The following is a 15,730-nucleotide window of genomic DNA, read 5'->3' on the forward strand; positions in this document are numbered from 1 at the left end:
TGATCTTCTTCTACATCTCGAATGAAGGAATCTCGATCATCGAGAACGCAGCGCGAATGGGGCTTCCCGTTCCGCAGAAATTGCAGGATATGATGCACAGCCTCAGAGATAAATGAATACGGATAACGCTCTGCCCGTGGATGGGCTTTCCTCCACGGGCAATTTTTTTTGCCGTGCTGTAGGGGGTTAAGTTTTTCGGTAGATAGTAGGGGGATACTCCCTCTTATCGCGCAAAGGAGAGGAATTGCTATGACTGAAAATCAGAAAATGCAGATCATAAAACTCCGTGCATCCGGAAACGGCTACGGTAAGATTGCCAAGACGCTCGGCATATCGCTGAACACAATAAAGTCTTTCTGTCGCAGACATGACATCAACGGGAATGCGGTGGTCGAACCTCTTGCACCATGCTGCGGCGAGACAGCTAGGTGCGAGAACTGCGGCAGAGAGATTCATCAAATTGCCAAGCAGAAGAAACGGCGCTTCTGCTGTGATAAGTGCAGAAATGTCTGGTGGAATGCGCACCTTGACCGGGTAAAGCGCAAAGCGATCTATGATTTCCGATGCCTGTACTGTGGCAAGGTGTTTCGAATTTATGGCGACAGGCGCAGGAAGTATTGCAGCCACAAATGTTATATTTCCGACCGCTTCAAAGTTGGTGTCAGTGATGCGTAAAGAAGATTTTCGGAAAGAAAAGCTTTACCAGACGACCATGCACATCGCCAGAAAAATGCTTTCAGACGGCATTATATCATTGGAAGAATACCGTGCGGCAGATAAGATTTTTCTCGAAAAATACAGACCAATTTTAGGGACATTATTTTCCGATATGGCGTTGACTTCACGCTCCGTTTCAGTGATATATGGTGAGGGTGATACAAATGCCAAAGATTACACGTATAACGCCGACCGTGGCGGTTCTGAAGGCAAAAAAACGAGTGGCGGCTTATGCCCGTGTTTCGATGGAAACGGACAGACTCAACCATTCCTTGTCGGCACAGATCAGCTATTATAGTGCGCTCATTCAAAAGAATCCCGAGTGGGTTTACGCCGGCGTATTTACGGACAACGGCATATCAGGCACTGGTATCAAAAAGCGGGAGGGCTTCAAGCGCATGATTGAAGCCGCCGACAACGGAGAAATCGATATTATCCTCACAAAATCTATCCAGCGTTTTGCTCGCAATACGGTTGATTTATTGGAAACGGTACGACACCTAAAAAACCTCGGTGTAGAAGTGCGCTTCGAGAAGGAAAACATCAACTCCATGAATGGCGATGGGGAATTGCTCTTGTCCATCTTGGGCAGTTTTGCACAGGAAGAGAGCGTCAGTATTTCCAACAATGTGAAGTGGGGTACGAGAAAGCGATTTGAAAAAGGAATACCAAACGGCCACTTTCGCATTTACGGCTATCGCTGGGAAGGAGAACGCCTTGTGGTTATCCCCGATGAAGCCGCCGTGGTGAAGCGAATTTTTCAAAACTTCCTTGACGGTAAGTCTCGGCTTGAAACAGAGCGGGAGTTCGCCGCTGAGGGCATTACCACCAGAGCCGGATGTCGTTGGGTGGATTCCAACATCAAGGTGGTACTTACAAACATCCACTATACGGGCTGTTTGCTTTTGCAAAAATACCATGCGGAAAATGCGCTGACGCACAGGCAAATCAAAAATTGTGGAGAGCTTCCGCAATATCTGGTGGAGAACAGCCATGAAGCCATCATCGACAAGGAGACCTTCGACTATGTACAGTCGGAGATTGCGCGGCGAAAAGAGATGGGGCCGAGGGCGAACAAGAGCCTGAACCTCACCTGCTTTTCGGGAAAACTGAAATGCCCGTTCTGCGGAATCAGCTATGCCCACAGCAAACGCACGGACAGAGGTTATACGGAGTATTGGGCTTGCGGGTCACGCAAGAAAAAAGGCGGCAGGTGTCCTGTCGGTGGCAGCATCAACCACGAAAATCTGAAAAAGGCTTGTGCCGCCGTTCTCGGCTTGGATGAGTTCGATGAGGGTGCGTTCAGCGACAAGGTGGACTTCATCAATGTGCCAGAGCGATATGTGCTGGAGTTCCATCTGAAGGACGGCAGTATTGTTACGAAGGAGTGTCCTAACACGGGACACCGGGATTGCTGGACGGCAGAATACAGAGCGAAGACCTCCGAGAAGCGCAGGAAGAAACCGAACTGCAAAGGATCCTCCGTCATGACGGGCAAGATTAAGTGCGCGGGGTGCGGGTGCAATTTCCGCAGAGCCACGCAGCCCTCCTCCACATCGGAAAGCGGGAAAGCCTACTACTGGCGTTGTGCCGAGCGGAACGAATGTGGAACGGTCGGATTGCGTGAGGACTTACTGAAGCCCTTCATCGCACAGGTGCTCGGCATTGCCACGTTTGACGATGCCGAGTTCGACAGGCAGATTGACCACATCGATGTGCTTTCCGCAACGGAGATTGTTTTTCATTTCAAGGACGGCAGTGCAGTCAGCAGTACATGGGAGCTGCCGAAACGGGCAGGCAGACGATGGACGGACGCGCAGAGGGAAAAGTTCAAGAAATCCATCAAGGGCAGCTACACACCGGAAGTGCGACAACGGATGAGCGAACACATGAAGCAATTGCGGAAGGAGCGAGGGAGATCATGGCGCAAAGAAAAGTAACCGCGATACCGGCTACCATTAGCCGATACACGGCCACACCGATAAACAGCACGAAGAAACGCCGCGTTGCCGGATATGCCCGCGTTTCCACTGACCATGAAGATCAGTCCACAAGCTACGAGGCGCAGGTCGATTACTACACAAGTTACATTAAGAGCCGAGATGATTGGGAGTTCGTAGCCATATATACGGACGAAGGAATATCGGCGACAAGCACCAAAAAACGCGAGGGCTTCAAGGCGATGATTGCAGATGCCCTTGCCGGGAAGATCGACCTTATCGTCACCAAGAGCGTAAGCCGTTTCGCAAGGAACACGGTAGACAGCCTTACCACGGTGCGAAAGCTGAAGGACGAGGGCATAGAGATTTTTTTCGAGAAGGAAAACATCTGGACCCTGGATTCCAAGGGGGAGCTGCTCATCACCATCATGTCGAGTCTTGCACAGGAGGAGAGCCGCTCCATTTCCGAGAACGTCACTTGGGGACAGCGGAAGCGCATGGCGGACGGTAAGGTCAGCTTTGCCTACAGCCGCTTCCTCGGACTGGATAAGGATAAGGAGACGGGCAAGATCGTGGTCAATCCGGAGCAGGCAGAAACGGTGCGGCTCATTTTCCACCTGTTCCTTGAGGGCATGACGCCGCATTCCATTGCTGCCAATCTGACGAGCCGTGGCATCAAGACGCCTGCGGGCAAGGATGTGTGGAACCAACAGACGGTGCGCCGGATGCTCTCAAACGAGAAGTACAAGGGCGATGCCCTTTTACAGAAGGAGTTTACGGTAGACTTCCTACAGAAAAAGATGAAAAAGAACGAGGGGGAGATTCCACAATACTATGTGGAGGGCAACCACGAAGCAATCATCAGCCCTGCGGTGTTCGACATGGTGCAGGCAGAAATTGCCAAGCGTACGAAGAGCGGTTCACGTTATAGCGGCGTGAGTATCTTCTCCAACAAGATAAAGTGTGCCGACTGCGGCGGGTGGTACGGCTCGAAGGTCTGGCATTCCACAGACCGCTACCGCAGGGTCATTTATCGCTGCAACCGCAAGTACAACGGTAAGAAGTGCGAGACGCCCCATGTCACGGAGGAAGAGGTCAAGGCGGCGTTCATTTCGGCGTACAATCAACTGGTCACCGAGAAGAAAGAGATCATCGCCAATGCGGAGATCATCCGCAAAACGCTCTGCGTCACAGATGCCCTGCAGGAAGAAAAGGGCAAACTGGAGGAAGAAATGGCGTTGCTTGTGGAAATGACGCAGAACATCGTGGCAGAGAATGCCCGTGTTGCGCAGGATCAGGAAGAATACCGGAAACGCTATGACGGGATTGTCCGACGATATGATGACGCAAAGACGCGGTACGATGCGGTCGTAGCCGCCATCTCTGCAAAGGAAGCACAGAGCGAGCGGCTAACGGACTTCATCAAGATGCTGAAGACTCAGGACGGCACGATCAGCGAGTTTGACGGCAGCCTTTGGGGCGGCATGGTCGAGTTCATCACGGTGGGCAGAGACAAGGCAATCACGGTCACCTTCCGGGACGGTTCGGAAATACAGGCATAACAAGAGAACGGCACGCGGCTACGGTCGGGTGCTTTTTTCATTTGGGATTGAAAAAACTCCTCTCCTGTGTCAAAATTGGGAAAGAGAATGACAATGCAGGGAGGAGTATAGCAATGGCGAATTTGGGCATACTCGAGGAAATCAAGGACTTGCGGACGGTGTGGCCGCACGAGGCGGCGGATTTTACGCCGTGGCTTTCGGAGGACGATAACATCGCGCTTCTTGCCGATGCCGTGGGGATTGATATTACGGTGGATGAAACGGAGTCGTTGGTCGGGGATTTTCATGTGGATCTTTCTGCCTCAGAAACCGGGACGGAGCGGAAAATCATCATCGAGAATCAGCTGGGTGATACGGATCACGATCATCTCGGCAAACTCATCACATATGCGTCCGGCAAATCGGCAGATGTCATTATCTGGGTCGTGAAGCGTGCGCGTGAGGAACACAAGGCGGCCATCGAATGGTTGAACTACCACACGGATGAAAAAATTGGATTTTTCCTCTGCGAGATCAAGCTGTACCGGATCGGCGATTCCGCGCCCGCCGTCAAGTTTGAGGTCGTTGAAAAACCGAATGACTGGACGAAAGAGGTCAAGAAGACCGAGATGACCGGCGCGACGCAGCAACAGAGATACGAGTACTGGGTGGCATTTCAGGACTACGCTTTCCAGAATGCACAGTTCGCAAAAAACTTCAAGCGCAGAAAGCCCTCTACAGATCATTGGATGGACTTCAGCATTGGATCGTCTGCCTGCCATTTCGTTGTGTCTCGGATACAGAAAAGAGACGAATTGGACGTGGAACTTTATATTAACGAAGATAAGGATATGTTTCACGCACTGCTGCAGGACAAGGATGCCATCGAGCAGGAATGCGGACTCTCCTTTGATTGGCGGGAACTGCCGGAGCGCAAGGCGAGCCGTATCATTCTTGAGAAAAGCGTGTCCCTCTCAGACCGCAGTCAGTGGTCGGAACAGTTCGACTGGCTGATCGATGTCATGCTCAAAATGAAAGCAGTATTCAAAAAATACATATGACGGGGCGACGAGATGTTCTGGTTCATTGTAAGGAGTGGAAACCTGTACGGTGCAGCCTCAATATGATGACCTGAACGCTCCGAATATAAATCATGAAAAACTCGGGTTCATGAGGCATACGGTACGCATAGATGCTGAAAATACAGAAACTCATATTCCGTAACGATGAACACGGCATCGTTATGAGGGAGGTGCAAATCTGCACACGGTGTGCGTGTGCATCGTTATGTGCGTTTGGGTGTTTCGTTAGATTGTATCAATTTAGATACGGCAATAGATCCAACTTCCGGTTCTGGATCACTGTTAATCAACATTGGTCGATCTGTCTCCAAACGAATGGAATCGAGCAGGGTTGAATACTATGCGCAGGAACTGAAGGAAAACACCTATAACTTGACTCGCATGAATTTGGTGATGCGTGGTATTGAGCCGGCAAGCCTCAATGTCCGCAACGGTGATACTTTGGAGGAGGACTGGCCTTTCTTCGAGGACGATGACCCGGCCACCTACTGCTTGCTGCATGTGAGTGCCGTAGTGTCAAATCCACCATACTCCCAGAAATGGGACAATAAAAACCAAAAAAGTAATCCCCGTTTTTCCAGCTACGGAGTTGCACCGGCAGGAAAGGCGGACTATGCGTTCCTGCTTCATGATCTCTATCACTTGGAAGAGGACGGCATCATGGCCATCGTTCTACCACACGGTGTGCTGTTCCGGGGCAACGAGGAAGAGGAAATTCGTAAAAACCTCATCGAGAAAAACAATATTGATGTCATCATCGGCCTTCCTGCCAATATATTTTTTGGCACCAGCATCGCCACCATTGTCATGATACTGAAGCGTAAGCGAGAGTCAACGGATGTGCTGTTCATCGATGCTTCCAAAGGATATGAGAAGGCTGATAAAAACAACCGACTGCGGGCATCGGATATCAAACGTATTGCCGATACGGTGCGGGACAGATCCGAAATTTACCGTTTTTCCCGGCGTGTGTCCAAGGAAGAAATTCGGGAGAACGGCTATAATCTGAATATTCCTCGTTATGTATCCTCGGCGGAGCCTGCAGAGAATTGGGATGTACACGCCATTATGTTTGGAGGCATTCCTAAAGTGGAGCTTGATGCCTTATCGAGTTATTGGGAGGCTTTGCCAGGACTTAGGGAGAGCCTTTTCCGGGAGATTTCCTCGGATTATGTGGAGACGGTTTGTGAAAATGTGCTGGACTTCACAACAAGTCATGAAGCAGCTATCCGCTACAAAGCAGACTATATCGCCAGATTTGACGGCTTCGAGGAAATACTCAAGGATGATCTTATCACTAAAATGCGCCGTATAAACATTGTGCAAGAAGAAGAAAAAATCTGTGGCAATATTTTCGGACGTCTGACCGATGTCAAGGCGATAGATCGCTATCGTGTGTATCAGATTTTGGATGAGGCTTGGCAGATTATCTCCCCCGATCTTGAAATGATTCAGACGGAGGGCTTCTCTGCCGTAATGCAGGTAGACCCCAATATGGTGCTGAAGAAGAAAGAGAATGAGAATGAGGACAAGGTGGAAGTACAAAAAGGGTGGAAGGGACATATTTTGCCGTTCCTTTTGGTGCAGAAGGAACTCATGCCTCTGGAACTGGCGAATCTGCGGCAAAAAGAAGATGAACTGGCAGACACTATCGCAGTTTATAGTGAGATTATCGATTCCCTTAGCGAGGATGAAAAAGGAGGAGAGATCCTAAACGACAGCAATACCGCGTTCAATTCAAAAACAGTTGAGGCTGTTTGCAACGCTATTTTGAAGGAAGTGGAAACCGAGGAAACCATCGCTCTTGTTAAATATCTGGAACTGAACAAAAAGAAGGACAAGCTCGCCTATATCGAAAACACCTCGGCTGTTGATTGGGTGTCTATGGAGATGGGCTCCAGTGGATTATACGGTAAGAGGGTTGTGGAAAGCCGGATTCTTTCACTTAAGCTGGCTTTTGAATTTCCGGAAGACTCCTATGAGGCAAAGATGCTCCGTGTGTTTAAAACGATGGCAAAAGAAGCTGAATTAAAACGTGAAATTAAGGCAATGTCTGCTGAGCTTCATGCTAAGACCAAGGAGACCATTGAGAATTTGGACGGTGACACGGCAAAGCATCTTTTGGATTTGAAATGGATTCAGCCGCTGGTGACCAATATTTACGCCATGCCTGTTGTGATTATCGGTGAACTGGTCAAGAAAATCAATGCCTTGACTCAGAAATACAAGGTGACATTTTCCGAGGTGGAGGAACGGCGCACTTTTGCCGAGAAGAAGCTCTCCGGCATGATGGACGGCATGAAGGGAAATGACTTTGACATGAACGGATTACACGAGTTTCGGCGACTTTTGGAGGGGTGACCGTGGATATTCGAAAAAAAGTGCCGGAGATTCGGTTCGGCGAGTTTGATGGTGAGTGGAGCCTTAAACCTTTTGGGAGTGTTTTCCAAGAATACACGGAGAAAAACCATACTGAACTTCCTGCTTTGACTATAGTTCAAGGGCATGGAACAGTTTTACGCGATGAATCAAATCGAAATATTCAATATGATAAAGAAAATTTATCTGGGTATAAAAAAATTAAAGAAGGGGACTTTATAGTCCATCTGAGGTCGTTTGAAGGTGGGCTTGAAAAATCTAATTCGGATGGCATTGTAAGTCCAGCATACCATACATTCCATAGTGACGATGCTGTTACTAATTTTTATTATCCTTTCTTTAGATCGTGTTTTTTTGTTGATGTATTGCTGAGTTCTCATGTCTATGGAATCAGAGATGGGAAAAGCATAGATCTTGATGGAATGAAAATTATCGATATACCCATAACGTCTAAATCTGAACAAAAAAAAATAGGTAATATTTTCTCTCAGCTAGATTCCATCATCAACATCGCCACTATTCGATACGAAAAACTCCTCGCTTTCAAAAAAGCCATGCTACAGAGGATGTTTCTGCAAGAGGGGGAGAGTGTCCCTCAGATTCGGTTCGTGGAGTTTGAGGAAGAGTGGGGATATGCGCTGCTCAAAGATATCGCAAGAAAAGTCATAGAGAGAAACGACTATCGGGAGTATACCGAGACTTTTACCAATTCCGCAGAGTATGGTATTATCAGCCAGCGGGACTATTTTGACCACGATATTTCCAATGCCGATAATATCAATGGCTACTATATCGTGGCAGAGAACGACTTTGTGTATAATCCCAGAATCTCAACTAATGCTCCAGTTGGACCTATTAACAGAAATAAGTTGAAACGCAAAGGGATTATGTCACCTCTCTATACGGTTTTTAGACCACATGATATAGATTATGCCTATTTGGAGTGGTTCTTTAAGAGCCAATATTGGCACACCTATATGTTCTATAATGGGGATAACGGCGCACGGTATGACCGTTTCTCAATAAAAGATGATGTGTTTTTCGATATGCCGATTCCCTTCCCTCACATGGAAGAGCAACAGAAAATCGGCGAATACTTTGACACATTAGAGAACGCCATAACCGCTCAAGCGCAGAAAATTGCAAAGCTGAAGCAGATGAAGTCTGCCTTGGTGCAGAAGATGTTTATATAGGGAGAGAGTGACGTGGAATTTAGCAAGGAAAAAGACTTTGAAGCAGCAGTCATCAGCCTCCTCGTTGATCGTGGATGGGAGTCTAAGACCCTTGATTATCCCACAGAGGAGGCACTTATCCGCAACTGGGCGGACATTCTCTTTCAAAATAACCGCGAACAAGATACCCTCAATGACTGTCCTTTGACAGACGGCGAAATGCAGCAGCTTATGGAGCAAATCTATAACCTGCGTACCCCGTGGCGGCTTAATGATTTTATCAACGGGAAAAGCGTATCCGTGCGCCGGGATAATCCGGAGGACACACTACACTACGGTAAGGAGGTCAGCCTCCATATCTACGACCAAAACGAAATTGCTCTTGGGCGGAGCCGTTATCAGATTGCTCGCCAGCCGCAATTTAAGACAAAATCGGATATTCTTCCCGACCGACGTGGAGATCTCATGCTTATCATTAACGGAATGCCCGTCATCCACATGGAATTGAAGAGGAGTGGCATTCCCGTCAGCCAAGCCTATAATCAGATCGAGAAATATGCCCATGAAGGCGTATTTACGGGGATTTTCTCTTTGGTTCAAGTTTTTGTAGCCATGCAGCCGAAGGAATCCGTGTATTTTGCCAACCCCGGTCCGGATGGGACTTTCAACAAAGCCTATTATTTCCATTGGGCTGACAAATATAATAATCCTCTCAACGATTGGAAAGATGTGGTCACCCACCTCTTGAACATCCCGATGGCACACACTCTTATCGGCTTTTACACTATTGCCGACGAAAAGGACAATACGCTGAAGGTCATGCGTAGCTACCAATACTACGCTGCTACGAAAATTGCGGATAAGGTGACCAAAAAGGACTGGCGCGACCTCAACCCACTAGGCGGGTATGTTTGGCATACCACTGGCTCCGGCAAGACCCTTACCAGTTTTAAGTCGGCACAGCTGATCAACAGCTCCGAGGATGCCGACAAAGTCATCTTCTTGGTGGACAGAAAGGCACTGGGCAAGCAGTCGTTGGACGATTATAAAGATTTTGCTGGAAACCGTATCGAAGTACAGGGGACGGAGGACGGCGATGTTCTGTTGTCGAAACTGAAGAGTGATGCTCCGGAAAACTCCCTCATCGTGACCTCTATTCAAAAACTCAGCAATATTACCAAGGACAACGAGCGCATCAAAACTGCCGATCTTGAAAAAATCGCTGCCAAGAAAATTGTCATCATCATCGATGAAGCGCATCGTTCCACCTTCGGGGAAATGCTCACGAACATCAAGGACACGTTCAAGTATGCTATTATTTTCGGCTTCACCGGCACTCCTATTCACGAGGTGAACAGCAAGAAAAACAACACCACCACGTCCATTTTTGGTGATGAGCTGCACCGCTATACCTTGGCCGACGGCATTCGGGACAAAAATGTGCTTGGCTTTGATCCCTATATGGTGCTGACGTACAAAGACCGTGATTTAAGGCTTTCCGTAGCTCTACATAAAGCTAAGGCCGCAACCGTGGAGGAAGCCTTGGCTGATAAGCGTAAGGCGAAAGTGTATAACCGATATATGAATCGGTCGCTTGTACCCATGCTTGGATTCCAGAGAGGAAATCGCTACATCAAGGGCATAGAGGAACTTGTTCCTAATTCCCAATATACTCGTGATGTCCATAAAAAGGCCGTGCTCACGGATATAAAAAGGGAGTGGAAAGTCCTCAGCCAAAACGGGAAATTTCATGCCATTTTTGCCACCCACAGCATCCCGGAGGCCGTGGCATATTATCGCATGGCTAAGATCATGTTGCCGGAACTAGCCATCACAGCCGTATTTGACCCCAATATTGATAATGAGGGTGGCGGGACGTTGGAGAAGGAAGACGGCATCGTTGAGATTTTGGAAGATTATCGGAAGAGATACAAAGCGGAATTTACGATTCCTTCCTATGACAAGTTCAGGGAGGATGTGCAGCTTCGTCTTGCCCATAAGAAGCCTTACAACAACATAAAAAAAGAAGAACAGATTGATATTCTGATTGTGGTCAATCAGATGCTTACCGGCTATGATTCCAAGTGGATTAACACGCTCTATATGGACAAGCTGATGGAGTACGAAAATCTGATACAGGCATTTTCCCGCACCAATCGCCTATTCGGCGAGGACAAACCTTTCGGTGTGATTCGATATTATAGACGCCCGTATTTGATGACGCGCAACATCGAAGAGGCCGTCAAAGCATATTCCGGTGATGTACCCATTGGGCTGTTTGTTGATAAGCTGCCCAAGAATCTGGAGAATATGAATCGCGTATTCGATGAAATGCGTGATTTGTTTGAGGGGGCTGGTATCGCTGATTTTGCTGCGTTGCCAGAGGAAAAAGCCGAATGTGCCAAATTTGCCAAGTTGTTTCAGGAATTCAATACATACTTGGAGGCAGCATCAATTCAAGGATTTCACTGGGGACAACAATCATACTTGGGTAAGGATGAAGGCGAATGGCAATATGATGTTAATTTTACCGAAGAAGAATATTTGACCTTGGTGCAACGCTACAAAGAATTATGTTCCGGTGGCCGTGGCGGGAGGGGCGACGATGTCCCCTTCGACATCGACACCCATTTGATAGCGATTCCAACGGATGCCATTGACTCTGATTATATGAATTCTCGCTTCTCAAAATATTTAAAACTGGTAATGATGGATGAGGCAGATGCCAAACAAATGGAAAAGACATTGAAAGAACTTCACAAGTCTTTTGCCAGATTGCCTGCGGAGGAGCAGAAATATGCGAATCTTTTCCTTCGCGATCTCCATAATGGAAATGTTGTCATTACGGATGGAAAATCCTTTCTCGAATATATCAGCAACTACAAGGAATCTGCTGAGAATGAGCGGATAACACGCATCGTTCGTAGGCTTGGAATTGATGAGGAAAAACTCAGAAATCTCCTTCGTACAAAGGTGACTGAAAGTAATATTGATGCCTTTGGTCGCTTTGAAGATTTGCTTAAGACTGTCGATTGGCTCAAAGCGAGGCGGTTCTTTTCCATTGTGGACAGGGCAGAAATTGCAGAACCGGATTTAAGAATCCGTGTGGATGATTATTTGCGCGATTTCCTCTTGACCGAAGGACATGATGTTTTTGAGAATGTATCGGATTTTTTGCCGACGGCAAAAGTGGAAAATGGATCGATCGCCGATGATGGGGATGGGAACAGTGATGATAATTGCGATGATGACTTGAGTGAAAAAAAGACCGTAATTAAAATCAGTTCTCAAATGCTCAATTCATGGTGTAAGAAAAGCCCCGTTTTATCCGATCTTATGAAATCGGGAAACTTTGTTTATGTGGAAGGAAAAGTTTGTCTCTTTGACGAGAAATATGTTGTAAGGGACGCAGATGGAAATATTCGATTAAGTGATTATGCAAAAGGGAAAATCAATAAACCAACTGGGGGTGACAGAAATGACAACTCAATCGACATCTATGATGACAATTATGAAATAGCAGCAAACGATATACCTAGATATAATCGTGCCAGCGATGACAAGGATGATAAGGGAGATAACGAATGTTATACTGACAAATACTTCCTGCAATTTATTACGGATGAAAACGGTGAATTGCATTATATAAAGTTGCCGCCAGAAAATGCGGACAAGACATTTAGATATTCTGATAAGGTAACAAATATGGAGGGGGTATTGAAGCGGTATGGTCTGGTAAGTGAAATTAAAACGCGGATGCTTGAAGAAATTTATGGCCTGGAATTCGGTCCTTCTCTACGGGAACTAATGAGCCGCAGAATATGTGGCTGTAGTGCCAATATGTTATATAGCACCACGGGAATAGACAACAAAACCACAGCAAATATGTGGAAAGGGAAAAATCTCACTATAGAGAATGTAATATCGGCTTGCTTGGGGATCCATATTCCGTTTGCTGTCAGCGATGCAATGTTAAGTCGCGCACATTTATCTGTTAATCCGTCCATGCCGCCCGAGTCTAATAGTATATATCATCAGCTTCTTACAGTTAGTTGGGCAACAGATTATGATGATATTCTGGAAGACTTAAAAGCCGATGGACATAGTAATCTTATAAAAAATCCAAAGCCAAGAAAACGGAAATAGAAATTCTCCGTTTGACTGTTTTTGACCAAAGATTTGTTAATCGAATCTCTGGTCTTTTTTTATGTCTTTTTAGGGATATATTCACCAAAAAATTTTTTATTGAACTTTATCCAACGGAAAACATCTTAGGTGATAGGTAATTCCATATTCAACTGGATTCAGATTCACATATAGGGATAGATTCTTATTGAACTTTCTTCAACGGGCAAAATTTATTACTATGCTACACTTCATATGTGAGATCATTTTACACATACAAAAGGCAGAAAGGACACGAACATAAAACAAAAATTTGCTTGTCCCCGGCATGACGTTAAACTGCCCGTCACCGTGGAAGTGTTGCCCATGCGCATTTAAGGGCAGTTCGCTACGGAAGCGGTGGCATAACCGAATATGGAAGCCATGCCAGCGAACGGCAGGTGCAATCTGGGGCGGGGAGTCTATTCCCGCAACGGGTGTATTTCTGCATCTTGCACGACCGCCGGCATCAACAGCGGATCTCCGTCCCTTCACAACCTCGGCGGTTGTTGGACGGAGGTCCGATTTTATGTCAAAAAAAGTTAAAAAAACTCCACTTCGCTTTCCCGTCCGTGACGCAGTCAATGCCGACAAGGTGACACTCGTCCCTGTCTCGAGGGATTTCTACATGAAAGCCTATCGGGAAATCAACAGCAAGCGGAAACGGCTTCAACGGAGCGGCGCGTGCTGCTGTCCACGACAATTTCTCTGGAAATGCGATGGCGATTGTGACCGCTGCCGCTATCGTGTCCCGGATCCATTGCTGTTTCACCTGCATGCTCCCTCCGGAATGGACGAGAACATCGCATTGATTGATATCATCGCAGGTGACGCAGGCTTCCCGGAGGACATCATTGCCGATGCGGAACTGCTCTCTGCACTCCTTCGAGAGCTTGCGCAGCTCGATGCTCGTGAGCGCAGGATGTTGGAACTCGTGTCTACCGTTTCCGAGCGTGAGGCGGCAAAACAGATGGGTATTCCGAGGAACACATTCGCTTACCAGTGGGCGCAGCTTCGGGAAAGGCTCGCTCAGAAGCTCAAGGACTATCGCTGATTGACAAGGATCTCCCGATGTTTTCAGGCATCGGGAGATTTTTTTGAAAAACTTTCGGCCATATTGCCCAAAAGTGTCCAGTGGGGTAGTAGAGGGAGCGGAAAAGCTCCCCGGAAAGGAGGACGCTCCCATGAGCAATCATGACGTAGAGCTGATTGGTCTTCTGACAGCAATCAGCGTGGTATCGAAGCGACTGGCGGGGAAGATCATCCGTCACGCGCAGACCGACAAAGGGGGAAAGACGCATGGAAAAGGTCATCGAGGAACTACGGGCGTGCGCCGCGACGCTGAGCCGTATCGCCGATACGCTCTCTAAGACGGCTGAGTCGGAGGAGCCTACACTGACACTCGAGGAGGTACGCGCCGTACTCGCGAAACTCTCCGTCGCAGGGCACAGTGCCGCAGTCAAGTCGCTGATCGCAAAGTTCGGCGCAAACAAACTCAGCGACATTGCACCGGAGCAGTATTCGGCACTCTTGAAGGAGGGTGAGCGCATTGGCACGTAAGCATGCCGTTCTTTCCGCCTCCTCTGCCGCACGTTGGATCGCCTGTCCACCGTCGGCACGGCTCAATGCGGAAAAGTCTGATGCGCCAAGTGAGTATGCCGCACAAGGGACAGACGCACATACGCTCTGTGAGTACAAACTTCGCAAGGCTCTGGGTGAGCGGGTACGCGATCCGACCAAGAATCTCGCCTCCTATGACACTGAGATGGAGGAGTGCGCCGAGGCATACTGCCAGTTCGTAACGGAGTTGGTTGGTCAGTTCCGTGCCGAAAGCAAGGACACAATGGTGTCGGTCGAGCAGCGCGTGGATTTCTCGGCGTTCGTGCCGGATGGTTTCGGTACAGCCGATACACTCATTATCTCCGGTAATGCCGTCTGCATTGTGGACTACAAGCATGGCAAAGGCATCGAGGTCAGTGCTGACCACAATCCGCAGATGATGTGCTACGCGCTTGGGTGCATCCAGATGTTCGACGGTTTGTATGATATTGACGAGGTGCGGATGGTGATCTTCCAACCTCGTCTCGCCAACATCTCGGAGTTCATCATCTCGAAAACCGACCTTTTGGCATGGGCACAAGACAGTCTCGTACCTGCAGCAAAGCTGGCACACGCAGGAGAAGGCGAGTTTTGTGCAGGGACGCACTGTCAGTTCTGCAAAATCAAGGCGACCTGCCGTAAGCGGGCAGAGTACAATCTGGAACTCGCCCAGTATGACTTCGAGATGCCGCCGACCTTGGAAGATACCGAGGTGGAAGCGGTGCTTGCAAAGGCGGACATGATCGCCGCATGGGTCAGCGACATCAAGGAGTACGCCTTGCAGCGGGCAATCCAAGGAAAGCAGTGGACGGACTGGAAACTGGTGGAAGGTCGCTCGAATCGGAAATACACCGACGAGGCGGCGGTCGCCAAGATTGTCAAAGAAGCGGGTTTTGAGCCGTATGAGCAGAAACTGCTCGGGATTACGGCGATGACCGGTCTGCTCGGAAAAAGTAAGTTTGAGGAACTGCTCGGAGGTTTCGTTGTCAAGCCGCAGGGAAAACCAACCCTCGCTCCGATGAGCGACAAGCGGCCTGTGATGAATACCGCAGCAGAAGATTTTAAGGAAAGTTGAGGAAAACACATCATGGCAAAAATTATGAATCCGACAAAAGTGATCACGGGTGTCAAGACAC

At 48.1% G+C, this 15,730-nt stretch carries 13 protein-coding genes; all 13 read left to right on the top strand.

Annotation, left to right across the window (positions count from 1 at the left end; genetic code table 11):
- Nucleotides 1-116, top strand: a 116-nt coding sequence (locus HMPREF1992_RS00470; RefSeq protein ID WP_021683829.1) for a phage holin family protein, incomplete at its 5' end; no start/stop codon positions are given.
- 133 nt (nucleotides 117-249) lie between these two features.
- Complete coding sequence (locus tag HMPREF1992_RS11550; RefSeq protein ID WP_021683830.1) at nucleotides 250-675, top strand: hypothetical protein; 426 nt, start codon at nucleotides 250-252, stop codon at nucleotides 673-675.
- Nucleotides 668-1,015, top strand: coding sequence for an SHOCT domain-containing protein (locus HMPREF1992_RS11665; RefSeq protein ID WP_231366935.1), 348 nt, complete (start codon nucleotides 668-670; stop codon nucleotides 1,013-1,015). The genes HMPREF1992_RS11550 and HMPREF1992_RS11665 overlap by 8 nt, the downstream gene beginning before the upstream one ends.
- Nucleotides 963-2,657, top strand: a complete 1,695-nt coding sequence (locus HMPREF1992_RS00480) for a recombinase family protein (protein ID WP_231366936.1) — start codon at nucleotides 963-965, stop codon at nucleotides 2,655-2,657. The genes HMPREF1992_RS11665 and HMPREF1992_RS00480 overlap by 53 nt, the downstream gene beginning before the upstream one ends.
- Nucleotides 2,639-4,219, top strand: coding sequence for a recombinase family protein (locus HMPREF1992_RS00485; RefSeq protein ID WP_021683832.1), 1,581 nt, complete (start codon nucleotides 2,639-2,641; stop codon nucleotides 4,217-4,219). Before HMPREF1992_RS00480 ends, HMPREF1992_RS00485 begins: the two co-directional genes overlap by 19 nt.
- A 113-nt stretch (nucleotides 4,220-4,332) precedes the next feature.
- Nucleotides 4,333-5,259: a DUF4268 domain-containing protein gene (locus HMPREF1992_RS00490; RefSeq protein ID WP_037357748.1), complete on the top strand. Its 927-nt coding sequence runs from the start codon at nucleotides 4,333-4,335 to the stop codon at nucleotides 5,257-5,259.
- 228 nt (nucleotides 5,260-5,487) lie between these two features.
- Nucleotides 5,488-7,641 (top strand): N-6 DNA methylase, encoded by a 2,154-nt coding sequence (locus HMPREF1992_RS00495; protein ID WP_231366938.1) that lies wholly within the window; start codon nucleotides 5,488-5,490, stop codon nucleotides 7,639-7,641.
- A 2-nt stretch (nucleotides 7,642-7,643) separates the two neighbouring features.
- Nucleotides 7,644-8,852, top strand: a complete 1,209-nt coding sequence (locus HMPREF1992_RS11375; RefSeq protein WP_037357751.1) for a restriction endonuclease subunit S — start codon at nucleotides 7,644-7,646, stop codon at nucleotides 8,850-8,852.
- A 12-nt stretch (nucleotides 8,853-8,864) separates the two neighbouring features.
- Entirely contained in the window at nucleotides 8,865-12,977 is a 4,113-nt protein-coding gene (locus HMPREF1992_RS00505) for a type I restriction endonuclease subunit R (protein ID WP_021683836.1), read from the top strand.
- 547 nt (nucleotides 12,978-13,524) lie between these two features.
- On the top strand, nucleotides 13,525-14,049 hold the full coding sequence (locus tag HMPREF1992_RS00510; protein WP_006696293.1) for an RNA polymerase sigma factor: 525 nt from the start codon (nucleotides 13,525-13,527) through the stop codon (nucleotides 14,047-14,049).
- 130 nt (nucleotides 14,050-14,179) lie between these two features.
- Entirely contained in the window at nucleotides 14,180-14,365 is a 186-nt protein-coding gene (locus tag HMPREF1992_RS11380) for a hypothetical protein (protein WP_156023437.1), read from the top strand.
- Nucleotides 14,295-14,555, top strand: coding sequence for a hypothetical protein (locus tag HMPREF1992_RS00515; RefSeq protein WP_021683839.1), 261 nt, complete (start codon nucleotides 14,295-14,297; stop codon nucleotides 14,553-14,555). The genes HMPREF1992_RS11380 and HMPREF1992_RS00515 overlap by 71 nt, the downstream gene beginning before the upstream one ends.
- On the top strand, nucleotides 14,545-15,669 hold the full coding sequence (locus HMPREF1992_RS00520) for a DUF2800 domain-containing protein (RefSeq protein WP_021683840.1): 1,125 nt from the start codon (nucleotides 14,545-14,547) through the stop codon (nucleotides 15,667-15,669). Before HMPREF1992_RS00515 ends, HMPREF1992_RS00520 begins: the two co-directional genes overlap by 11 nt.
- Nucleotides 15,670-15,730: the final 61 nt, after the last annotated feature.

This window comes from Selenomonas sp. oral taxon 892 str. F0426, from assembly GCF_000468035.1.
Classification (GTDB): Bacteria; Bacillota; Negativicutes; order Selenomonadales; family Selenomonadaceae; genus Centipeda.

Excerpts from the sequence above, each read along its gene's own strand:
- HMPREF1992_RS11550 (WP_021683830.1), top strand. The coding sequence starts at position 250 with ATGACTGAAAATCAGAAAATGCAGATCATAAAACTCCGTGCATCCGGA.
- HMPREF1992_RS11665 (WP_231366935.1), top strand. The coding sequence starts at position 668 with ATGCGTAAAGAAGATTTTCGGAAAGAAAAGCTTTACCAGACGACCATG.
- HMPREF1992_RS00480 (WP_231366936.1), top strand. The coding sequence starts at position 963 with ATGGAAACGGACAGACTCAACCATTCCTTGTCGGCACAGATCAGCTAT.
- HMPREF1992_RS00485 (WP_021683832.1), top strand. The coding sequence starts at position 2,639 with ATGGCGCAAAGAAAAGTAACCGCGATACCGGCTACCATTAGCCGATAC.
- HMPREF1992_RS00490 (WP_037357748.1), top strand. The coding sequence starts at position 4,333 with ATGGCGAATTTGGGCATACTCGAGGAAATCAAGGACTTGCGGACGGTG.
- HMPREF1992_RS00510 (WP_006696293.1), top strand. The coding sequence starts at position 13,525 with ATGTCAAAAAAAGTTAAAAAAACTCCACTTCGCTTTCCCGTCCGTGAC.
- HMPREF1992_RS11380 (WP_156023437.1), top strand. The coding sequence starts at position 14,180 with ATGAGCAATCATGACGTAGAGCTGATTGGTCTTCTGACAGCAATCAGC.
- HMPREF1992_RS00515 (WP_021683839.1), top strand. The coding sequence starts at position 14,295 with ATGGAAAAGGTCATCGAGGAACTACGGGCGTGCGCCGCGACGCTGAGC.